We start from the raw sequence: 22,746 nt of genomic DNA, 5'->3' as shown, positions 1-22,746 counted from the left end.
TTTATAAGCTAGCTTTTGATCTTATCCACCATTGTACAAAGTCAATTTTGCCTCTTACATTTTCACTTTCTTTTCTTTGGGTCTTATAAATTCCCAAGAACTCCTTTTTTGAACTTAAATATAAAGCTATCTGGCTGTGAACAGTTCTAAAGGAATTTCCAGATCCTTTATACTTGACAAGCATTTCTATATAGTCAGATTCATGTTTGTCTGTAAATTTCTCGATAAAATCATGTGAACTAAATTCTTTATCAATTTCAAATTCTGCAATGATATTTTTAATGGAAGATACGTTTTCATCTAAAAAAGCATTTATTTCGATCATATTTATCTTGTTTTTATTTAAAGCATTTAATATCAATATGTGCTACTTCTCTTGTCTGCAGATATTTTGAAGTCTAATTTGTAACTGTCTGATTGATAAATACAGTCCATTGAACTTTGTGTGCAGCATGCGGTGACAATTGGAACAAACTAATGCAAGGTCTTCTAATCGGGTTTCGATTATACCTTCAGATTGTGAAATTGGAGTAATATGGTGACATTCTATAAAATTTGATTGATAGACATCAATAAATGAAAATGAGCAAACTTCACACTTGAGCGTATTGTTTTTAACTGCCAGTCTTTTTTTTTCAATAACAATTTTCCGATTTCTTTCTTTTACGATATGAGTTATAAGTTTCAATTCACCTTCCTTACCAGTGACATCTGAATTTGTAAGTTCTAATTCTTTAATAATCGATGAAGTGATTGCTTCCGATTGTCGTTCACTAGGTACAAAATAATTTTTAAACCATTCCCAAATATTTAATTGCAGCTCATCAATATTTTCTGCGCTTCCAATATTTTCAATCTTACAAGCATTTCCTTGAGTAATACCAGAAAGTTTAACTTTTTTCCAGAGTGTTGAAGAAACATTGATATAATTATTTCTATTTGTTTTTGCAATAATTTTTACAAGTCTACCATATCTATAATTAATTCTCTCAGTATCAACAAGTGTATCATTTACAGGCGTAACTAGATGAGTAAATGCCGGAATACCATTTACTTTTTGATAGATAAGAATAATTTCACCTTTATTAGGAGATAGAATATTTGTTTTATGCTTATTAGGAAAATTTAAAACGAAGGTATTTTCATCAAAATCTAAATACGCTTCTCGCAATTCTTCATTCGTGACGCTTTTAAACCATTTAATGTCTGATGGCGTATACAAGGTTTCGGAAGTATCGAGCACAGTGACGGTAAAATAAGATTCCGGATTATTAAAAATAATATTTTGTATTTTATCTTGTAAATCTTTAGGAAAATATATTTGCGTTAAACTTGTTATTTGGAATTCTTGAGTTATGTCAATGTTAAATCTATCTTCAAATCTTATGTTCAATAATCTTTTCGTTTCATTTTTTAATTTACAGAAAGAAGCGACTTCGGTTTGAGTATTCCATAGATGAAGTTCTTTTTTTCTGTCTTTAAAAGGCTGCTGCCAGGATGTATTTGAAATCCGAATTAGTTTTGCCATAGGTTTATTTATTTCTGCTGCTCTTTTTGTTGAGCTTATATATACTGCTCTGAATTTGTTATCAATAAAATTCATTCAGACTGGCCATGATATGTGATCAAAGCTCATTTTGATTGGTAAATATAATATTTTACAAATCATCAAAATGATGTTGCATCTAAAAATGATCTGGCGGCTAATAATCACATTTATTTATCCGCTTTGCGACTATCCTTTTGCACCAAATGCTGCAGGTCCGGATCATTTTTAATACGCTCCAGTTCACTTTCAATAACCTGAACAATATCAAGTTTTATCTGCCGGTAATTGGCTTCTATTTCCTGTTTCATATTATCGCAACCATTTTTATCGACAAAGGATAAAATTTCTGGTATGGCTTGATAGGACTTGGTTTCGGCTGCAACTTTTTCATTATCCACTACAATCTCAGCATGAAAGATTTTCTGTTCGATACGCTCATCAAAATTGTCCGATACAGCCCCGACAAAAAAGCCCTGGGTCAGGGTAGAAATTTTAGAAGCGGGAATCAGGCTGTCCAGCTGTGTGGAGATGGATGTAGAGGTGTCATTGCGGTTGATGGACAAACTTTGTCTTTTCTGGAGCACCTTGCCAAAACGTTCTGAAAGATTTTTGGCAGTTTCCCCTACCACCTGCCCGCTGAAAATATTACCAACTGTATTTTGGATCACTTTACTCTCCTTGTCCCCATAATCCCTGTTCAATTGTGAGAAATCCTGGAATCCTAAACATACTGCGACTTTATTGCTTCTTGCAGTTGCAATAAGATTATCCAGACCTCTAAAATATATCGTAGGCAGCTCATCTATAATTACTGAACTTTTTAACTGTCCTTTTTTATTGATCAGTTTTACAATACGTGAATTGTACAATCCGAGTGCAGCTGAATATATATTCTGGCGGTCCGGGTTATTCCCTACGCAGAGTATTTTTGGTTCTTTGGGATTATTGATGTCTAATGAAAAATCATCACCTGTCATTACCCAGTAAAGACTTGGGGAGATCATCCTTGATAATGGTATTTTTGCTGATGCGATCTGTCCCTGAAGCTGGTCCTGTGCCCCGCCCTGCCATGCGTCCATAAACGGTGATAAGTAATTTTCCAGTTCCGGATAAGAGGTCAGGATGGTAAAGACATCTGCATACTTTTTATTGAGCAGCTCAATGGCATGCGGAAATGTACAATGCCTTCCGTTATCATAAATTTTCAAAAACCAAATGATGGCTGCCAGCAGTATTATAGGGCTCTCCACAAAAAAATCGCCCTGTTTCTGTATCCAGCTGCGATTAAGGTTCAGCATTATGGTGTAAGCCGCTTCGTAAGCATCTGAAATGTCGGTCATAAATTCAGGATTAAGCGGGTTGCAGCGATGGCTTTTTCTTGGATCGTCAAAGTTGATAACATAGAATTTTGGCTTGATTTTGTAGTTATCATGATGCTTCAATAAATGATTGTAGGCAACGGTAGAGAGATCATCAAACTTAAAATCGTAGATATACATGGAAAAACCTTTTTCAATCTGCTGTTTGATATAATTGTTCACAATTGCATATGATTTACCGGATCCCGGAGTACCCAGCACAATTGTTGCCCTAAATGGATTGACAATATTAATCCAGCCGTTATTCCATTTATTTTTATAATAAAATCTGGTAGGAAGATTAACGGAATATTCGTTTAACATTAACTGGGTTTCCTGCTGAAAACTCTCGTTCTCATTATTGAATACATCTTCCATAAGATTAGTTCGTAAAAGCCGGCTGATCCATACACCGGCCATCATAAGTGCGATATAGCCAAGTCCCATTGTAAGGATATATAACAAAGCAGCTGTTTCCAGTGAAAGCTTAAGCAATGGAGTATTGAAAAAGAATAGGATAAAGCCAACACCTAAAGCGCTGTAAATCTTCGTCCAGGTAATTTTTTCATTCTTTACACCTTTGGTTCCCAGGCAGCTTAACCCCAGCAGCAGCAGTGCAAAAATCTTTGTATAAAGCACATGCATAAACAAACCTGCTTTTTGGTTAAACCCGCTTATAATTTTATTTATAGTCTGCAGTGTCCATCCTTTTTCAAGAAAAAAACCGTAGCAGTACCAATAGAAATGCATCAGCACTATGAGGATGCTTACAGCTCTCATAAATCCCATAATCTTGGCAAGTCCTCTTAAATCGTCATCTCCCTGCATCGTTTTACTTTTTCAATATTCGGGCATGAATATAAAACAGGTGCAGAGCAAACTTAATAATATGGCGTTATTTGGCAGGGAAAGGAAGAATTTGGCGATTTACCATGATGCGATTATATCCCGGGCGGACGTCTTTTTTTCTTTTTCTTCTTGAAGTCCGAAATCTGATCTTCCATGTTTTCATAAATCAAAGGATCTGAAGCAGAAAGAGTGTCAAACAGGCCTGCTTGGGAGAAATCAATTCCGGCTATCAGCTGCTGCAGTTCCAAGGTTTTGTCCTTAAGAACAGTCTTTCCTGTATAAGGGGATGGCTCTTTGTGCAAATCTGCATTACTCCTTTGGAGATGATCCTGCAGGTGAATTTCCCGCTTCTGCTCTGGGCTGCCATTTTTCATGGTCATGGCGTAGGCCATTGTCTCTTTTAATAAGCGGTCAAAACCAAACATTTGATCAAAAATCAATTCTCCCGAAGCTTTAAATGCAACCCGGTCAAACTGGCCCAGCTTCTGGGAATGCTCTTTGTTGCTGCCCCTGGAATTGTTCATCGGACTGAGCTTGATTTTGTTGGAGATGTCTTTTCTGCTGACGATGATCTGCAGATGCAGCTGCTCCCCGGTCTTGCGGTCTCCTGACTTTACGGTTCCTTGAGCCGCCTCCGGATCCTTAAAGCTGTAGTAGCGGTAACGTTCCAGCTTGCCATACCATAATAGATTTTTACTGTTGTGAATTCCTGCGCGTTTAAAATTATGTGCGTAAGCATCCATTACCTGAACAGCATATAGTTTTAGTTTCTCTTCTGCTCCCTTGTCCCCGTACCGCTCTTTCAAGAAGGCAATTTCTTTCTGGCTTGGACTGATGTTGACAAGGAAAAACTTCGCATCACTCCTGCCCAGCTTGGCTGTATTATTGTCTATTGTAACCCTCACTTCCTGGGGCAGGATCTTCCTGCTTGCAGTATTGAACCATAATTCCCTTCCCATACCGCCTTCAGTTAAGACGCGATTCTCCTTTTCCAGATAGTTTACCAATTGTCTGGAGCCTGCTTTATTGTTTCCTGTCTCAGAATCCGTAATGCTGATATACATGACTTACAGGTTGTTGAGTGAGTTCTTTACGCGGGTCATAAGTTCTTCTTTCTTTGCTCCGGCTGTACCCCACCCCATTTCTTCACGCTGGGAAATGTAATAATCCAGCAGATCGCTGAACTGTTTTTTAAGCAGTTCTTTCTCTTTCTGTTTGGAGATCAGGTATTTCATACCATTTAAAATCTTTTCGCTCCGGGCTGCAAAAACAGCGTTCTTCTCACTTTCGGCCAAAAGATGCCTGCCTACCCCTTCGAGAATTTCAACTTGTCTTGAAAAAACGGTTTTCAAGTTTGCTGTATCGCTAAAAAGCGGCAGGAGAAAATCTTTCTCCTGCTGGCGAATAAAAGATACTATACGGCTGATTCCTGAAGACAGCTCGCGCTTGAGCATTTCATCACCTGGGTCTGCCGGATCTTTTTTGCTTCGGTAAAAGTAATCCACCATCTGGCAGAAGAGCTCTTTCTTGCTTCTCCTTAGGTTTACAGACAGCTTCTGAATTTTATCATCTGTTTCTTTGGGATAACGGATGCTGTTGGTCTCTCTCTCTTTCATAATTTCATGTTCTCTTACGCAAATCCATATCATTCATTTACTGGCTGGAGGTATACCTTATGGTATACCTAAATCCTTTATACATATTGCTCTAGAGTACCGTGAATATACCCTGAGTATACCAAATTTCCCCGCAGCCCCAGCAAAGGGGCAAGCGAGTAGGGCTCTGCCCAACTCCCGCTTGCTTTTTTCAAAACATTTTAAAGAGCGGGTAAAACCTTTTGCAAAGTAAGGGCATGAAAGTAAAAAGAGCATACTGTACAGCATTGCCAAAGTGTGCCGCCAAATGCCATATAGCGCCTTTAACCCTGCTAAAATATTCCCTTCCGATTTTCGTCCTAAAAAACAAAAGCACCAGAATTTCACTCACTCAGAACATTTTACTATACAAAACTGCCAAACACTGCCTTAAAACGCCAATGTACGCTGCCTGTAAAAATGAACATACATATGTGCATTTCTTTGTCTCTGCATCAAGATGTTAACAGGCAGCTAAGCTGTCAGGCAGTTTCAGCAGTATGTATCCGGGTGCTTATGCGCAAATGACCATGCGTAAATCAGTAGAGCCAGACGGGCAGACAAAATTACAGAGCTGCTGATGCAGTCCTTTACAGATCTGGATATATAACTGCTCCACTCTGAGCATACAAACTTATATAGGCAGGTATCTTTTATCAGACAGCAGTAAGTACCTATTAACGCATGGTGCCAGCTGCCTGACTATCTGCAGTTTTATTTATCTGACTGCATACATACAGCAGTTGGTAAACACCTAAGTTCCTGCTTACAGATATAAGTAAATAATTAAATACCATAAAAATGAAAACAGAACACAAAACAGTATTTATTGCCTTTTCTTCCCAGAAGGGAGGTGTAGGCAAATCAACTTTTACGGCCCTGGCCGCCAGTAATCTGCATTATCGAATGGGATATAATGTAGCGGTATTTGATGCCGACTTTCCTCAATACAGTCTTATGAAAATGAAGACCCGCGATCTTGCTATGGTAATGGAAAATGAATTTTTAAAAAAGGCGGCATTTAAACAGTTTACAGCCATTAACAAAAAAGCGTATCCCGTCATCCAGCATAAGGCTGAGGGTGTACTGCAGGCTGCGTATGATTTTTTAGAAGCTGTGCCTGTACCGGTCGACTTTATCTTTTTTGATCTTCCGGGAACTGTAAATACTCCGGGGATTTTGAAAGCCCTTGCCGGGATGCATCATATTTTTACGCCCATCACCGCTGACCGCGTGGTTATGGAAAGTACACTCATTTTTACTCAGCTGATGCGGGATGTTATTATGAAAAAGGGAGAAACATCAATCAAGTCTATTAACCTGTTTTGGAATCAGGTAGACGGACGTGAACGCTCACCCTTGTATGAAGTTTACAATACACTGATTGATGAGCTCGAATTACCTCTGATGCAGTGCCAGATCATGAACAGCACCCGTTTTCGTAAGGAAAGCGAAGCTGGCGCCAAAACTGTTTTCCGCTCCACTTTAATGCCAGCTGATAAGCGCCTGATGAAAGCATGCCGTTTAGACCAATTTATGACAGAATTTTTAAGAATTGTTCAATTGTAAGATTATGGAAAGTGATAATAAGAAAAAGTCCAATCCCGAAATCAACGAGGAACTGATGATGAGCCTGATGGTGGACGGGGTAAAAAAAGAAGGACTGCAGCTTCCCGAGGAAGAAACCAAAGATCAGATTAAATCAATGCCAAAGCAGCGCAGCAAAGAACCAAAATCAGCTGATGAGAATTATGAAACCCTGTTTTTCAAAAAGCCTGCAACCAATGCAAGAGATGGCAAGACAGTATATATCCGTCCTGATTTTCATGAGAAGCTGACCCGGATCGTGCAGGTAATCGGCGAAGATAAAATAACCATCTATGCCTATCTGGACAATCTTCTCGATTATCATTTCCAGGAATTTAGAGAACAGATTACAACAAGTTTCAACGATAAATACAAACCTATCTTATAATTATGGAAACCGTAATACTTATCTGCCTGCTCCTAATTATTGCCCTGCTCCTGCAGGATAAAATTGCGGCTGGTAAAGACCAGCAGGAAAAACCAAAGCACGAAAAAACGAATCCGAAACTGCCCGATATCATGGGTCATCCCAAACCTTTAAGAAGCCTTTTACTGCCAAAGCGCGCCGCTGAGATCCCAGATAAAAAACAGCTGCAGGAAACAGATAATTTTGATATTGAAATCAATGAAGATCTCTTTGCACAAATTCCCGAAGACGAGCTGAATGCTATTTTCAGAAATGCAGCTGACTTGAGAGAAGAGCAGGAAGAATGGAACAGTTATGGAATCTCCGGCAGTGATGACGGTTTCGCCCAAGGGGTTACCTTAGAAGAACTAAGCTCCGTGGGGATGCTGCTTCAAAAAGAGAGATTGGAGCACTCCGAGCAGGAAACAGCGACAGCATTAGTTCAGAAAATACAGGGGACCGAATTATTCAGCCTGCTGGAAAATTCCATAGAAAGCGCCTCCCGTAAAATAGCAGCACTGCTGGACGGGAGCCTTTCTTCTGAAAAAGAAGACACAAGTCTCAATCTGCGTAAAGATGAATTAAATGATTTTAATATTGGGGATTTTGTCTAAGGACAATAATCCCTTTTATTATTTAACCAAAAACACAATATGGAAAAGATAGAACCCCAGATAGACATTGGCGGAACATTGTTTATAATTGACGTAGTGAAAGAAGAACTGAGGGAAAAAGCCGACCCTAAAAACATAATAAATATTAAAGAAATGTTTCATGACGACGACGGTTATCATTTTCATTATGACAGCCGAACTAAAAATATGGTCCCTTTTGAAGAAATTAACAGCCCTATAAATGACAAGCATATAAAACTCAGTTTTATGCCTAATCTTACAGACTTTGCACCCCCGGTTGGAATTATCCAAAACTACACTAAAATAATCGACAAGGCAACGGGCAGAACCGATCCTGACTTGAGTATGCAGGAGGGCAGCTTTTTTGATTTACGATGGAACAAAAAAATACTCCCCACATTAGATATTGCGGGACAAACCTTTTTTGTTGATACTGCAATAAATAAGCTTCGTCCGAAAGACGATTTCTCATCTAAAGGCATAGATTTTAGGGAGATAAAAAATTATTACGACCCAAATGCCGAAGCCTACATTATACCCTATAACCCGACAACACATGAATTCCAGGAGATAGACCATCTCAAAATTACAGAACTGCCAAAGGAGATCATAGTAGTAAAATTCCCAAACCTTCAAGAGCTTGATAAGGTCGGCTGCAATATTATAAATGGTTTTGGTCCTGCGCACTGTATATCAGAAAAGCAATATCAGATGAATTTTAAAGCCCTGATCCTCCCCTGGGAACAAACCAATATACCAAACAGCATAAAGCTGAACCTGAAGGAAAAAAGAATTCAGCAAGACGAAAAGCTGTCCGATTCTGCTTTACAAAGTAAAAAGGGACGAAAGATCTAGCATTTTCAACTCCTCTTTCCATTAAAAACACAAACGCCGAAATCAAATCATTTCGGCGTTTTTTTATGTCTTTTTTTCTCCCTGCACTGCCACTGCAAGCCAAGTAATCCTGCTGGCTTCCAACTGGATATGACCAGCGTTTTTTCATAACACTTTTGCTGCTGAAGCCCGCATCCTGCGGGATAACTACAACAATCTAAAGTATTTAGTCATGAAAAAACAAAGAAAAAAAATCCTGTTGGCAGCATTATCAATTCTGGCAGGTCTCAATGCAGGGGCCCAGGGAAACGGAACGGCGGGTATTACTGAAGCCACCCAGATGGTAACCTCCTACTTTGATCCCGCCACACAGCTTATCTACGCCATCGGGGCCGTGGTAGGGCTGATCGGAGGTGTTAAGGTGTATAACAAATTCAGCAGCGGGGATCCGGATACCAGCAAAACTGCTGCAAGCTGGTTTGGTGCCTGTATCTTCCTGATTGTAGCGGCGACTATTCTGCGCTCCTTCTTCCTTTAATCCCGTACCGCTATGAGTACTTACAGTATTAATAAGGGAATTGGGAGAACGGTTGAATTCCGGGGACTTAAAGCGCAGTACCTGTTCATCTTCGCAGGCGGACTGCTTGGAACCCTTATCCTGGTTATGGTTTTATACATGGCCGGGGTCAGTTCCTATATCTGTCTGTTTCTTGGAGCTGCAGGCGCTTCGGTTATTGTGTGGCAGACTTTCGCGCTGAACAATAAGTACGGGGAGCACGGACTTATGAAAGCTGGTGCAGGAAAAAGACATCCCCGATATATTATCTCCCGCAGGGCTGTACGCTGCCTTTTGAAGTCCAGCACCAAAACGAGCGCCATATGAGAAATACAGCAAAAACCACTACACTGGAAAGCAGGTTTCCCCTGCTGGCGGTAGAGAACAACTGCATTGTTTCTAAGGACGCGGATATTACAGCCTGCTTTGCCGTTCAGCTGCCCGAACTCTTTACGGTAGGTTCAGCCGAATATGAAGCGATGCACAGCGCGTGGCATAAGGCAGTCAAGACACTTCCTGATTTTACCGTGGTGCACAAACAGGACTGGTATATAAAGGAAAGTTACGATCCTGCTATGGAAAAGAATGACCAGAGCTTTTTAGCTAAGTCCTACCAGCGTCATTTCAACGAACGTCCGTTCCTGAACCATTACTGCTACCTGTTTCTGACCAAGACCACCAAAGAACGTATGAGCATGCAGAGCAATTTTTCTTCGCTCTGCAGAAGCTCGCTCATACCCAGGGAAATCAGGGATAAGGAAACGATACACCGTTTTATGGAAGCGGTGGCACAGTTTGAGCGTATCGTGAACGACAGCGGGTTTATAAACCTGCAGCGCCTGAGCGAAAAGGACATAATCGGTACGGAAGAAAAACAGGGGATACTGGATCAATACCTGACCCTTTCAAGGGAAGCCGGAGCATCCCTTGAGGATATTGCACTGGGCAGTGAGCAGGTTCGGATCGGCAGCAAAAGGCTCTGCCTTCACACGCTTTCGGATACCGATGACCTGCCTTCGGCAGTATCCTCAGATACGCGTTACGAAAAACTGTCAACCGACCGCAGTGACTGCCGTTTGTCCTTTGCCGCACCTGTCGGGCTGCTGCTGGGCTGCAACCATATTTACAACCAGTACCTGTTTTTGGACAGCAGCGAGGAAAATCTGCAGAAGTTTGAAAAATCTGCAAAAAACATGCATTCCCTAGCCCGTTACAGCCGCGCGAACCAGATCAACAAAGAGTGGATAGAGCGCTATCTCAATGAAGCGCATTCTTTTGGGCTTTCCTCAATTAGGGCCCACTTCAACATCATGGCCTGGTCGGAAGACCCCGGACAGCTCAAGCAGATCAAAAATGACTGCGGGAGCGCACTCGCGCTGATGGAATGCAAGCCAAGGCACAACACAACTGATACAGCTGCACTTTACTGGGCAGGAATGCCGGGAAATGCAGGGGATTTCCCAAGTGAGGAAAGCTTTTACACGTTCATTGAACCTGCATTATGCTTTTTCACAGAAGAAACCAATTACCACAATTCGCCTTCGCCCTTCGGAATCAAGATGGCTGACAGGCTGACTGGTAAACCCATCCATCTTGACATTTCGGATCTTCCCATGAAACGCGGCATTATAACCAACCGGAACAAGTTTATACTGGGGCCTTCGGGAAGCGGTAAATCCTTTTTTACCAATCATATGGTCAGGCAGTATTATGAACAGGGAACCCATGTCCTTCTGGTCGATACAGGTAACTCTTATCAGGGTTTGTGCGAGCTTATCAAGGCCAGGACCAAGGGAGAAGACGGGGTATATTTTACCTATACCGAAGACAATCCGATTGCGTTTAATCCTTTTTACACCGATGACGGTGTATTTGACATCGAAAAAAGAGAAAGCGTAAAAACACTCATTCTCACGCTCTGGAAACGTGATGACGAGCCTCCCACCCGCTCCGAAGAAGTGGCATTGTCCAACGCGGTCAGCGGTTACATCGAAAAGATCAAACACGATGATGCCAATCCTTCTTTCAATGGATTCTATGAGTATGTGCAGGGGGATTACCGCAGGGTGCTTGAGGAAAAAAAAGTCAGGGAGAAAGATTTTGATATTGCCAATTTCCTTAATGTACTGGAACCCTATTACAATGGCGGCGAGTATGACTACCTGCTGAATTCCGACAAACAGCTGGACCTGCTTTCCAAACGTTTTATAGTGTTTGAAATTGATGCCATCAAGGAGCATAAAATCCTTTTCCCCATCGTGACTATCATCATCATGGAGGTCTTCATCAATAAGATGCGCAGGCTTAAGGGCATCCGCAAGATGATCCTGATCGAAGAGGCCTGGAAAGCTATTGCCAAGGAAGGAATGGCAGAATACCTGAAGTACCTTTTTAAGACCGTGAGGAAGTTCTTTGGAGAAGCCATCGTGGTAACGCAGGAGGTCGACGACATTATCCAGTCCCCTATAGTCAAGGAAAGCATTATCAACAATTCGGACTGTAAAATCCTTCTGGACCAGCGCAAGTACATGAACAAGTTTGATGATATCCAGGCGATGCTCGGCCTGACCGATAAGGAAAAGGCGCAGGTGCTTTCCATTAACATGAACAATGATCCGTCAAGGCTTTACAAGGAAGTCTGGATCGGACTTGGCGGTACAAATTCTGCGGTATATGCCACCGAAGTGAGCCTGGAGGAATATCTCGCCTACACCACTGAAGAAAGTGAAAAACTGGAAGTGATGGAGCTTGCTGCTGAACTGGACGGCAATGTAGAGCTGGCCATCAAACAGATCGCTGGCAGGCGGCGCGAGCAGGAAAATAAATAGTCCATAACAATTAAAAATCGAAGAAAAATGAAAAAATTAGTATTTACGGTTTCCGCGGCATTCATGCTTACCGCTGCACCATCAGCGAAAGCCCAATTTGTGGTCACCGATCCGGCAAACCTGGCTTCAGGAATCCTTAACAGCGCAAATGAAATCATACAGACTTCTTCCACGGTAAGCAATGTTGTAAAAAATTTCAAGGAAGTGGAAAAGGTCTACAAACAGGGCAAGGAATATTATGACAAGCTTCAGGCCATTAATAATCTGGTAAAAGATGCGCGAAAGGTGCAGCAGACCGTACTGCTGGTGGGCGATGTATCGCAGATGTATGTGCAGAATTTTGGAAAAATGCTCAATGACCCCAATTTTTCCGTGCAGGAGCTGACCGCTATTGCCAACGGCTATTCGGTACTGCTGGGAGAAAGCACCGAGCTGCTCAAGGAGCTCAAACAGATTGTAAATTCTTCTACCCTGTCTCTTAATGATAAAGAGCGCATGGATATCATCGATCGTGTATATAAAGAAGTCAAAGAATACCACGGTCTGGTGCGTTACTACACCAACAAGAATATCACGGTAAGCATCTTAAGGGCTAAGAAGCAGAGCAATACCAAAAGGGTGCTGGATCTCTATGGAACTCCCAGCCAAAAATACTGGTAAGCTATGGAATTTAATAACCTTCATGAAGTACTTCGCTCGCTGTATGATGAAATGCTCCCGCTGTCCGCCGATATGGCGGCAGTGGCCAAGGGGCTGGCCGGTCTGGGAGCCCTGTTCTTTGTAGCCCTGAAAGTATGGCAGGCGCTCAGCCGGGCAGAACCAATCGATGTATACCCTCTGCTGCGGCCTTTTGCCTTGGGGCTCTGCATCATGTTTTTCCCGACAATGGTGCTCGGTACCATCAATGCCATACTCAGCCCGATTGTGCAGGGAACACACAGCATTCTGGAGAATCAGGTGCTGGACCTGAATGATCTGCAGGCTAAAAAAGACCTGCTGGAGCATGAAGCGATGGTCCGCAATCCTGAAACCGCTTACATGGTATCGGACGCAGCATTTGACAAGAAACTCGATGAACTGGGCTGGTCGCCTTCGGACATTGGAACAATGGCTGGAATGTACATGGACAGGCAGACCTATCAGATAGAGAAGGTCATAAAAGAATGGTTCCGCAACCTGCTGGAGATACTTTTTCAGGCCGCAGCTCTGGTAATAGACACGATAAGGACTTTCTTTCTGATTGTACTGTCTATACTCGGACCTCTGGCATTTGCCATATCGGTATGGGATGGCTTCCAGTCCACCCTCACCCAGTGGATCACCCGGTATATCAGTGTCTATTTATGGCTTCCGGTAGCGGATTTGTTCAGCTCAATGCTCGCCAAGATCCAATCGCTCATTATTGAAAGGGATATTGAAATGCTGGCCGATCCGTCTTTCATTCCCGATACCTCCAATACAGTATATATCATTTTTATGATTATCGGCATCGTGGGCTATTTCACTATTCCGACTGTAACTGGCTGGATTATTCAGGCCGGAGGCGCTGGTAACTTTACCCGCAATGTCAACCAGACCGCCATGAAATCCGGAAACATTGCCGGGGCCGGAGCAGGTTCAACTGCAGGTAATATCGGCGGGAGGCTGATGAGTAAATAACTAATAAACAGTCACAAAATGGAATTTAAAACATTAAGAAATATCGAAAACAGCTTCAGGCAGATCAGGCTCTATGCCATTGTATTTGCTGTTCTCTGCATCAGCATTACAGGATATGCCCTGTGGCAGTCCTACCGTTTTGCAGAACAGCAGCGACAGAAAATCTATGTCCTTGACAACGGCAAGTCCCTGATGCTGGCCCTTGCGCAGGATGCGTCGATCAACCGCCCGGTAGAAGCACGGGAACATGTCCGACGTTTTCATGAACTGTTCTTTACACTTGCCCCTGATAAGAATGCTATTGAAAGCAATATGAAAAGGGCGTTTAATCTCGCCGATAAAAGTGCCTTTGATTATTACAAAGACCTTACGGAAAAAGGATATTACAACCGCATCATATCGGGCAATGTACAGCAGCGTATCGAAATGGACAGTGTTGTCTGCAATTTCGAAAAGTATCCTTACGCAGTGCGGAGTTACGCCAGACAATTTATTATCCGATCCAGCAATGTGACCAAGAGAAGCCTTGTTACGACCTGTTTTCTGGTAAACTCAGTCCGCTCGGACAATAACCCGCAGGGCTTCAATATCGAAAAGTTCGCTGTAGCAGAAAACAGGGATATAGAGGTCATCGAACGCTAAAAATACAGGTAATGAAAAACATAAGAAATACCGCAGACCAATGGCTTGAGAGTCTGGACAGACGCTGGGAAGAGCTTCCAATTGAAAGACAGCACAAATACCTGCTGTACTTTTTTGCAGGATATCTGCTGCTGACCATTGCTGTAATTGTAAATGTATGGAAAGATACTGCAAGATCCCAGAACAATCTGAACATCGGGCACATTGGGACCGCTGTTCCATCAGAGAAAAAAAGTCCCGCACGACTCGGGGACACATTAGAGATAATCCTAAATAATTAGATCAATGAAAGAAAATAAAAAACAGGCCGTAATCCTTACTGAAGATACCGGTCAAAACGCGGAATCATCAGGGTACGATGATAAAAAAAAATTCAGTGAACGTGCTGTAAAACCGCTCATATTCGCTTTAATGGGCGTCGTGTTTATAGGCTGTATGGTCCTGATATTCCGTCCTTCTCCGCAAGACGAGCTGAAGGAAAATCCCGGCATTAACGATTCGGTGCCGCAGCCTGCCCAGGCAGTGCTGCAGGCAGACAAGCAGAAGGCTTATGAGCAGGAAGTGCTCCAGGATAAAGAAGATAAGAAGCGAGACGCCTTAAACTCGCTGTCCGATTACTGGAATGAAGGCAGCGGAGCAGATGACCAGCAGGAAGGGGTACCTGAAGAAGAAACCGGCAGTTCTCACAGACAGGGCAATCCGGCAGTAAACAGCTATCGAAATGCCCAGAGCACACTGGGCTCTTTCTATCAGGATGAGAACGCCGAGACCAGGCAGCTTAAAAAGGAACTGGAGCAGATCAAGGACAGGCTGGCACAAAAAGAAGTCCCTGCCGCAGTAACGGTGGATGACCAGCTGGCACTGATGGAGAAATCCTATCAGTTGGCTGCCAAGTATCTTCCTTCGGGTACTATTGCAGCAGGAGCAGACAAAAATAGTTCACTTGCACCTGCTGCTGCAGGTAATAAGGCACCCTATTTTGCACCCTTTGTTCCAGAGATAAAAAGCGGTGTATCCTCCCTTTACCGAGAAACTGCCGACAGCGCTTTTTCAGCTGGCCGTTACAAGGGCAGTAACAGCGGGTTTTATACAGCGGGCTGCCAGCAGGAGGCATTACAGCCCAAGAACAGCGTCAGGGCCTGTGTACAGGAAACCCAGACCATTACCTCAGAAGGCAGTGTACGACTTCGTTTACTGGAGCATGCCCAGCTGCCCGGGCACATCATTGCCAGTGGAACGATCCTGACCGCGGCGGCTAAGATCCAGGCAGGACGCTTACAGTTAAAAGTTACTTCCATTGAACTGGACGGCAGTATTATTCCGGTTGATATAACCATTTATGATATCGACGGCCAGCAGGGATTATCCATGCCTTATTCTGCTGAAATGAATGCCCTGACTGAAATGGCAGGCAATATGAGCCAGCAGTCCGGCACCAGCCTGATGCTGACCCAGTCGGCAGGACAGCAGATGGCGGCTGATCTGAGCCGAGGTGTGGTTCAGGGGATTTCGGGTTACTTCTCCAAAAAAATAAAGACACCCAAAGTAACACTGAAAAGCGGACACCAGGTTTTTCTGGTCTCCAAAAAATAAAAGCAATCCTAAATATATTAAATATGAAAAATTATTTTACAACCTTTTGGTTATTACCCTTTTTGATAGTTTCTACCCTGCCTGCCTTTTCGCAGGAAAGACCAGCAGCACAGCTTGCTTTGGGAAAGATAGAGCCCTATGCGATGGAAGTAACGTACGATAAAACTTCCCATCTGATTTTCCCATCCGCTATCCGTTATGTGGATCTGGGAAGCGCGAGCCTGATTGCCGCCAAGGCGGATGATGCCCCAAATGTGCTGCGAATAAAAGCATCAATAAAAGATTTTGAACCCGAGACCAATTTTTCGGTCATTACCGATGACGGCCGATTTTACAGTTTTAATGCTCAGTACAGCCCCAGCCCGCAAGTCCTTAGCTATGATCTGCAGGACATGCAGAAGACTGTAGAAAAAACCGCCGGAAGCAATGTGCTGTTTGAGGAGCTTGGAAACACCTCCCCCTCACTGGCAGGCCTGCTGCTGGAAACCATTTACAAAAACGACAAGCGCACTGTAAAGCACATCGGGTCTGAAAGTTTCGGGATCCAGTTTATCTTAAAAGGCCTTTACATCCATAATGGCAGATACTACTTCCACACCCAGCTTGTCAACCGAAGCAATGTTCCTTTTCGTATTGATTTTGTAAACTTCAAGGTTGTGGATAAAAAAACAGCCAAGCGTATTGCCGTCCAGGAAAGGCTGCTTGTACCGCTGCGTATTTTCAAGCCTTTGGATCAGATAGCCGGAAAAGCGACAGATAATAATGTTTTCCTGCTGGATCAGTTTACCATTTCCGATGATAAGATACTTCTGGTTGAGATTTTTGAGAAAAACGGTAGCAGATACCAGGCTTTTCAGCTAGAGAATTCGGATCTGGTAAAAGCCAGATTAGTGTCCGATCTGCACCTGAAATTTTAATAATCGATTAAAAGAAACATAGAAATGAAAAAGTATATCTATACCGTGATGCTGATTTTGACAGGCATTACAATGGCAACCGCCCAGCGCATGCTGCCCAAACAAAAAGGTATGGAAATTCATGCAGGAACGCTGTCCGATGATAAACCTTACAGCAGTTATTACCTCAGCATAGGGATGACCATAAATGGCAAAAATGGTAATTATAAACTTTGGGCTTTAGAATATTCCCGACAGAACTTACCATACAAGCACCTGCGCATACCCCTAGAAATATACACCGCAGAGGGCGGTTACAGTTTTTTTTTACTGGGAGATGCCCGTAAGAACATTACCCTTAATGCAGGGCTGAGCGGTATTGCGGGTTACGAAAGTATCAACCGTGGTGACGCTTTGCTGCAGGACGGAGCGATAATACTAAGTGAAGACAGCTTTGTTTATGGCGGAGGCGGACGGCTCTCTTTTGAAACGTATTTATCCGACCATTTTGTGCTGCTGCTGCAGGGACACATAAAAGTTTTATTTGGCACCGATCTGGAGCAGTTCCGCCCGTCTGCAGGTGCTGGAATAAGGTTTAATTTTTAAAACGAAAATGATGAAAGCAATTTTAAGTAAGTTCACAAAAGGACTTCTGCCTGCAATGCTGGCAGTGTTTATAAGTTCTATTATCCTGTTGTCCTGTGGCAAGGACGAACTGGAAATACAGAAGAATTTCCCTTTTGAGGTAAAAATAATGCCTGTTGCCAAGGATATTGCCAACGGAGGTACTGCAGAGATAAGAATAAGCATTGAGCGGGAAGGCAGTTACTCTGGAGCTCTGTACTTCATCCGGTACTTTCAGTATGACGGTCAGGGGACCCTGCAGTATTACGATGCGCCGAAGTACCTGCCCAATGATCTCTATGCTCTGCCTGCTGAGGAATTCAGGCTCTATTATACTTCTAATTCTGTCGTTTCCCAGTCTTTTGATGTTTGGATTTCAGATAATTTTGGGAATGAGAAGAAACTGAGTTTTGAGTTTAACAGTGCTGATTAGTGTATTGATAACGAGCACTCTTTATGTAGTGACCTGCTGAATTACAGCAGGTCATTTTTTTATAATCAGTTTTTTTACTAATTTAAATATTTAATTTAACTTTATTAATGACGTACATTCCCAGCCAGATTCAGTAACCTTAAAACATCAGCACGATGGATATAACTACAATCGCAGATCTCCTTGATGAATTTGTTTCAGCTGAAACAGAAATCCTCAACAAGCAGGACATTAAGCACCCCACCACTATCGGTGCAATGTATGAAGGGCTGACAGAGACTGTACTGAAAAAATCAGTTTTTGAGGGACTGAACCTAAGGGTAATCAAAAACAGCTTTATCAAGGGGTGTGACACGGAATTTGATGTAATGCTCGTTGAAGGCGACGGTGAGCAGATCCCATATACGGAAAGATACAAATACCGCCCTGAACAAATAATTGCAGTGATACAGGTTAAAAAAAAATTATATGCAAAAGATATAAAAGAAGGTTTTGCCAATTTACAATTCCTGATCGATAACTTCGATCCGGCCAAGGCAGAAAATTTTAAGTTTAGGCTGTTTAGAGATGCCTTTAAAACTATCTGCAGAAAAGATATTACATCATATAAATCAGGTGAGCTCACAAAACATGAATGGTCAATTTTTAATACTTTGAAAATTGAAGCCGTACTGCCGGTGAGAATAATCTGGGGATACAACGGATTTGCAAGCGAATTTAGTTTCAGGGAATCATTTTCGAATTACTTAGAGGCAAATACCACAACGGATCTGAACCATATAATTGGCGGCTTTGGACCGCAAAACTTTCCCAGTTTAATTTTCTGCGGACCATACTCCATGATAAAGCACAACGGAATGCCGTTTGGAAGTACAATAAATGACAAAGATTGGTGGGCATTTTACAGTACAGCCTCGAACAATAAAACAAGACATTTTCTGGAAGCAATCTGGACCAGATTATCTTATAAGTTCGAACAGCTTCCAATGAAATTTGGAGAAGACCTTACAATGGACCCGGTCAACCGCTTTCTGGACTGCAGGCTTCAGGGACCCGAAGGAAATTATGGATGGCAGTACAGGTACTTTGAATTGGATAAGAATTCTTTAAAGCAGCATATTGAGCCTTTAAGCTGGGAGCCCGCTGAACTGGATGTAATACAGCACGCAGTTATTGGAGAGTTATGCCTGAAAGAAGAAATTGATCTTGTAGGCCAAAATCTTGGCTTTTTTGTAACTCGAAATGGATTGTACAAATCCTTAGATGATTTTTTAGAAAAACTTAAAAGTACCGGACTGGTATTTATTGAAGGCGGTAAATTAAAACTGCTTACTGATAAATGCCAGTGCGCAGTGCTGCCAAATGGAAAAATTGTAGCCGGAGAAAATAAAAGCGGAAGATTTACAAGGTGGTATAACAGGGAAACTGCAAAATTAAAAGAATAAAAATTAAATCTGTTATATCCTGTTATTTTGAAGAATCTAAACTATATGAGGGTGTCTTGCGGTCTTCTTTTGCTTCTTTTCTTTGACCGCTGATGTGGAAAGAAAAGAAGCCCGATGAAAACAACAAAAGGGATACTAACATCCCTTATAAATAGAACCTCAGCGGGTTTGATAAAATCGCGAAGCATTGCATTTTGGCAAACTTGCTGTTCCGATTTAACGCAAAAAGACTGTCCCGACCAAAGGAAGGAATTGTCTTTTTGCCGCCCGATTTCGGGCTTATTCCACTTTTAAGGGATGGGAAGTGAAGTTTTTAAGGTTCAGAAAAAATCCCCTGTTTTCAATCATGCCATAGCGGAACAAATTCCACAAAAGCGAGCATCCCATCTGCGCCAATGCCGAATTAATATATAAATCCTGTTTTTCGAGTGCCTCGGCTACCGAACAGCTAGGCGTGTCGTCTGCTGATTCTGACTGTTTTAATAACGCTCCGAATTCCTCTGTAACAAAGGGAAGTTCTGCTATGGTCTGGTACTTTTGCGAATCAGGTTGTGTGACCGCTGTTACAGTAGATAATATAACCTGTCCTGTATGCTGGCTGTTGCCAAAGTCCATCCAGTATCTGGGCGAGTCCCTTTGATTTCGAATACCTTTGAGCAGGTTTAAAATATCTGCAATTTCAAAACGGGAGCGTACGCTGTCTACGCACGTTATATAAATAACCGCCTTTGTGTTTTCAGGCAGTTTTCCCAAACTATCTTTTTCAAATTTTACTGTTTCCGCTTTCCAATTAGTCCCCATAAAACGGTTCACACGATTAATCAGGGCAACCGATTTATGAAGTCCTGCTTCACTTGGTGCAAAACGCTGTCTGCCTAAATTAGCAGTAGTTACAATATCATCATCCCACAAGCGGACAGACAATCCAGCGTGTCCAAGTTCCGTAAGGCTGTGGTTCATTTCCATCAGGGCGGTAAGCACCTTTGAGCCTGTACCTCCTGCCCCTATTACATTTACGCTGACTGGGTTTGTCGGGCTGATCAGATAAGGGTCTGTAAAATGCATTTTTGTTTTATCGGTATTCATTTTAGCAGGTTTTTAAGTGTTTTATGATTTTTTTGAAGCACCTCTTTAGGAAAAGTTTTTCCTGTTGCTAAAAGTTCTTTCCAAAGGCTTACGCAATTTCCTTTAATGGGACTTTTATCTCCCATTAAATGGCTGAAATAGCTGTTGAAAAAATAGTCTTCCCATGCGCTGGTGAATTCCTCCACCGATGCGGAGTTTTTAATATTGATGTTTACCGAACCCATGCATACCCTTCCGTCTTCATAGATATTGAAAAAAGGGGCGTAGTTTAATGGTGTTTTGGCTGTGGGTCTGCTGTTGCCTGCAAGGGCAAATACCGAAAGGCTGTTTTTTGAGGCATGCCATACCATTGGCGGTACATAAGCTGTACCGCTTGGAATGCCAAGACCATCGACAAAATAAAGCTTTCGCTTTTTCGCTTTGGTGTGCCACAAAACTGCACCTTTATCGGCACTTGGATTGATATGCAGAATATTGGTGGGCATAATTCCGCTTGATTTCAAAAAGGCTTTGTCCTTTTCTTTTTCGGTCAGTAATGCTTTAGCCAAGGCTTTTGCTTCACGCTCTGTGAGCGGATGTGCATTAATGGGACTGCCGTTTTTATCCATGTCAAAATGCTCCACATATACAGCTGTTTCCGTTCCTTTGCATTCATAAAAAACAAGTGCGGATTTTGGGTGGTATAATGTCCCAAAGCTTTGGGTTATATTATTTAAATTATCCATTTTAGGGTTGATTATAGTTATACAGTAATTCGCACAGATCGTCCAAAAGGTCGAAAAGCCTGACCTCAACATCAAGGCTGTTATCTGCAAGTTCATTTCCATCAAAGCTTTTTACTATGGTCGGTTCATCCATTGCCCCGTATTCATTGAACTCATTGTTGATGCTATCAGCAAGGCTCTCATAAAGCCATCCCTTCGTACTTCCTATAAAGGAAATGTACTTTTCCATACCGATGCTCTCGATCTCCTCACGCTCATCTTCATCTTCGTTATTCAGCGGAGCATTTCTAAAAATGTTTTCATTTGGATATTGCGCATATAAATGAAAAGCCTGACGGGCTGTATGCAGGCACTTTTCATCAAATGCATCACGGCATTTAAAAGCATTTAAACGTCTTTCAAATACCTTTAAATTCATACTGCTAAAAATCTTTTGTTCCATGAAGTCCCCTATAAGTTCCGCTTTGTCAAACTCACGCACGTACCTTTCATTTTCTTCTCTTTCCTCGTCCTGCTCTGCCCATTCACGGTGCATTTCATACATCCAATAGAGGTAGCTGTTTTCCTGTCTGAAATAGGGGATGTCTGCAATGTGATAGAGATAAGAGCATACGGACAGCAAAAGCTGTGCGGTCTTTCTGCGCAAAGGGTCACGTGTCATCAGGTACAGCGGTTCAATTGGTATATAATACAGGGTTGTGCCTGTATTGTACTTCTCCTCGCTTACAAAATATGTTCTCTTACTGTCCTGTAACAATCTTAACTCCTGCCAGTTTAAAACACTTTTTTTTAGTTTTTCCTCTATATCCCATAAAGCCAATGCCATATTGCAGGGATAATCAAAGTGAGCGGTCTGCATGGGCACAATGCTGTAATGCTTGGCAAGCTTTGTAAGGGAGGTGTAAAAATCCCTCTGCATACTTATTGGATTCTGACCATCCTGCACCGTTTTATTTTCTTCTAGTTTGGGCAGAAAAGAAGTTTTTAGAAAACCATCGGAAGCATTGGCGCAGGAACTGACCTGCGTTTGTCTTTCTGTACTTCGCCTGCGTCTTTGGGTCTCTGCATCCAGTTCATAAACCCGCTGAGCTGTCGGTGCAGTTCTCTCTGCCTTTTTTGTTCGGGCGGGCTGATTGTGCCCGCTGTAATTTGTCTGTACATCATTCATCGCTTTTAAAATTTGGCTACCCTTTGGTTCCCATTACACTTTCAAATCGGTACTCGACTGCATCATCCTTGATGGCAGGGGCGGATATTTTGGCGGTGGTCAATATTGGGTATGTACCTGCATAAAAATTGAGTACGGCTTCGGTGCTCCAACGTGGCTCGGGGTCAGAAAGCCTGATTTCCTGCCCTTTGTCTTTGAGTATAAATACCCTTTCTAACTGCGTGGCTAATAGCATGATT

The 22,746-nt window shown here is 42.4% G+C and carries 25 protein-coding genes; 16 read left to right on the top strand and 9 right to left on the bottom strand.

Annotated elements, in window-relative coordinates:
• Position 1: 1 nt before the first annotated feature.
• From ACFS3A_RS03990 to ACFS3A_RS03970, 5 genes are all read right to left on the bottom strand, one after another.
• On the bottom strand, positions 2–325 hold the full coding sequence (locus ACFS3A_RS03990; protein ID WP_379824049.1) for a hypothetical protein: 324 nt from the start codon (positions 323–325) through the stop codon (positions 2–4).
• Between the two features lie 42 nt (positions 326–367).
• A complete protein-coding gene (locus ACFS3A_RS03985) occupies positions 368–1,603 on the bottom strand; it encodes an HNH endonuclease (protein WP_379824048.1) in 1,236 nt (411 codons plus the stop codon).
• A gap of 113 nt (positions 1,604–1,716) precedes the next feature.
• A complete protein-coding gene (gene mobC, locus ACFS3A_RS03980) occupies positions 1,717–3,735 on the bottom strand; it encodes a conjugal transfer protein MobC (protein WP_379824047.1) in 2,019 nt (672 codons plus the stop codon).
• 113 nt (positions 3,736–3,848) lie between these two features.
• Positions 3,849–4,820, bottom strand: coding sequence for a DUF5712 family protein (locus ACFS3A_RS03975; RefSeq protein ID WP_379824046.1), 972 nt, complete (start codon positions 4,818–4,820; stop codon positions 3,849–3,851).
• A 3-nt stretch (positions 4,821–4,823) separates the two neighbouring features.
• Positions 4,824–5,372, bottom strand: coding sequence for a BfmA/BtgA family mobilization protein (locus ACFS3A_RS03970; protein ID WP_379824045.1), 549 nt, complete (start codon positions 5,370–5,372; stop codon positions 4,824–4,826).
• Between the two features lie 819 nt (positions 5,373–6,191).
• Between ACFS3A_RS03970 and ACFS3A_RS03965 the strand changes: the two genes are divergently transcribed.
• From ACFS3A_RS03965 to ACFS3A_RS03890, 16 genes are all read left to right on the top strand, one after another.
• Positions 6,192–6,959 carry a ParA family protein gene (locus ACFS3A_RS03965; protein WP_379824043.1) on the top strand — a complete coding sequence of 256 codons (768 nt, stop codon included), beginning with the start codon at positions 6,192–6,194 and terminating at the stop codon, positions 6,957–6,959.
• A 4-nt stretch (positions 6,960–6,963) separates the two neighbouring features.
• Positions 6,964–7,365: a DUF3408 domain-containing protein gene (locus ACFS3A_RS03960; RefSeq protein WP_379824042.1), complete on the top strand. Its 402-nt coding sequence runs from the start codon at positions 6,964–6,966 to the stop codon at positions 7,363–7,365.
• A 2-nt stretch (positions 7,366–7,367) separates the two neighbouring features.
• Positions 7,368–7,997, top strand: a complete 630-nt coding sequence (locus ACFS3A_RS03955) for a conjugal transfer protein TraD (RefSeq protein ID WP_379824041.1) — start codon at positions 7,368–7,370, stop codon at positions 7,995–7,997.
• Between the two features lie 39 nt (positions 7,998–8,036).
• Positions 8,037–8,873 (top strand): hypothetical protein, encoded by an 837-nt coding sequence (locus ACFS3A_RS03950; protein WP_379824039.1) that lies wholly within the window; start codon positions 8,037–8,039, stop codon positions 8,871–8,873.
• 211 nt (positions 8,874–9,084) lie between these two features.
• Positions 9,085–9,390: a DUF4134 domain-containing protein gene (locus ACFS3A_RS03945; protein WP_379824037.1), complete on the top strand. Its 306-nt coding sequence runs from the start codon at positions 9,085–9,087 to the stop codon at positions 9,388–9,390.
• 12 nt (positions 9,391–9,402) lie between these two features.
• Positions 9,403–9,735: a DUF4133 domain-containing protein gene (locus tag ACFS3A_RS03940; RefSeq protein WP_379824036.1), complete on the top strand. Its 333-nt coding sequence runs from the start codon at positions 9,403–9,405 to the stop codon at positions 9,733–9,735.
• A complete protein-coding gene (locus tag ACFS3A_RS03935) occupies positions 9,732–12,236 on the top strand; it encodes a TraG family conjugative transposon ATPase (protein WP_379824035.1) in 2,505 nt (834 codons plus the stop codon). Before ACFS3A_RS03940 ends, ACFS3A_RS03935 begins: the two co-directional genes overlap by 4 nt.
• 27 nt (positions 12,237–12,263) lie before the next feature.
• Positions 12,264–12,896, top strand: a complete 633-nt coding sequence (locus tag ACFS3A_RS03930) for a DUF4141 domain-containing protein (protein ID WP_379824034.1) — start codon at positions 12,264–12,266, stop codon at positions 12,894–12,896.
• A gap of 3 nt (positions 12,897–12,899) precedes the next feature.
• Positions 12,900–13,895 (top strand): conjugative transposon protein TraJ, encoded by a 996-nt coding sequence (gene traJ / locus ACFS3A_RS03925; protein ID WP_379824032.1) that lies wholly within the window; start codon positions 12,900–12,902, stop codon positions 13,893–13,895.
• An 18-nt stretch (positions 13,896–13,913) separates the two neighbouring features.
• Complete coding sequence (gene traK / locus ACFS3A_RS03920) at positions 13,914–14,537, top strand: conjugative transposon protein TraK (protein WP_379824031.1); 624 nt, start codon at positions 13,914–13,916, stop codon at positions 14,535–14,537.
• An 11-nt stretch (positions 14,538–14,548) separates the two neighbouring features.
• The gene (locus ACFS3A_RS03915) at positions 14,549–14,818 is read left to right on the top strand and encodes a nitrogen regulatory IIA protein (protein WP_379824029.1); all 270 of its coding nucleotides are present in this window, start codon (positions 14,549–14,551) and stop codon (positions 14,816–14,818) included.
• A 4-nt stretch (positions 14,819–14,822) separates the two neighbouring features.
• Complete coding sequence (gene traM, locus ACFS3A_RS03910) at positions 14,823–16,130, top strand: conjugative transposon protein TraM (RefSeq protein WP_379824028.1); 1,308 nt, start codon at positions 14,823–14,825, stop codon at positions 16,128–16,130.
• Positions 16,131–16,153: 23 nt separating this feature from the next.
• Positions 16,154–17,047, top strand: coding sequence for a conjugative transposon protein TraN (traN, locus tag ACFS3A_RS03905; RefSeq protein WP_379824026.1), 894 nt, complete (start codon positions 16,154–16,156; stop codon positions 17,045–17,047).
• A gap of 24 nt (positions 17,048–17,071) precedes the next feature.
• A complete protein-coding gene (locus tag ACFS3A_RS03900; protein ID WP_379824025.1) occupies positions 17,072–17,632 on the top strand; it encodes a conjugal transfer protein TraO in 561 nt (186 codons plus the stop codon).
• A gap of 10 nt (positions 17,633–17,642) precedes the next feature.
• A complete protein-coding gene (locus ACFS3A_RS03895; protein ID WP_379824024.1) occupies positions 17,643–18,083 on the top strand; it encodes a DUF3872 domain-containing protein in 441 nt (146 codons plus the stop codon).
• A 155-nt stretch (positions 18,084–18,238) separates the two neighbouring features.
• Entirely contained in the window at positions 18,239–19,528 is a 1,290-nt protein-coding gene (locus ACFS3A_RS03890) for a DUF6602 domain-containing protein (protein ID WP_379824023.1), read from the top strand.
• A gap of 279 nt (positions 19,529–19,807) precedes the next feature.
• Here the strand turns inward: ACFS3A_RS03890 and ACFS3A_RS03885 are convergent, their stop codons facing one another.
• Genes ACFS3A_RS03885 through ACFS3A_RS03870 form a run of 4 tightly spaced genes read right to left on the bottom strand, consistent with a single transcriptional unit; the run spans position 19,808 to position 22,742 of the window.
• A complete protein-coding gene (locus ACFS3A_RS03885; RefSeq protein ID WP_379824022.1) occupies positions 19,808–20,614 on the bottom strand; it encodes a PRTRC system ThiF family protein in 807 nt (268 codons plus the stop codon).
• Positions 20,611–21,339, bottom strand: a complete 729-nt coding sequence (locus ACFS3A_RS03880) for a PRTRC system protein B (protein WP_379824021.1) — start codon at positions 21,337–21,339, stop codon at positions 20,611–20,613. Before ACFS3A_RS03880 ends, ACFS3A_RS03885 begins: the two co-directional genes overlap by 4 nt.
• 1 nt (position 21,340) lies before the next feature.
• Positions 21,341–22,507 carry a hypothetical protein gene (locus tag ACFS3A_RS03875; RefSeq protein ID WP_379824020.1) on the bottom strand — a complete coding sequence of 389 codons (1,167 nt, stop codon included), beginning with the start codon at positions 22,505–22,507 and terminating at the stop codon, positions 21,341–21,343.
• Between the two features lie 16 nt (positions 22,508–22,523).
• A complete protein-coding gene (locus tag ACFS3A_RS03870; protein WP_379824019.1) occupies positions 22,524–22,742 on the bottom strand; it encodes a PRTRC system protein C in 219 nt (72 codons plus the stop codon).
• Positions 22,743–22,746 lie beyond the last annotated feature (4 nt).

The organism is Flavobacterium notoginsengisoli, assembly GCF_042686225.1.
In the GTDB taxonomy this organism is placed as follows: Bacteria; Bacteroidota; Bacteroidia; order Flavobacteriales; family Flavobacteriaceae; genus Flavobacterium; species Flavobacterium notoginsengisoli.
Note: the sequence above shows the minus strand (reverse complement) of the source record. Positions and strands in the feature narration are given on the sequence as shown.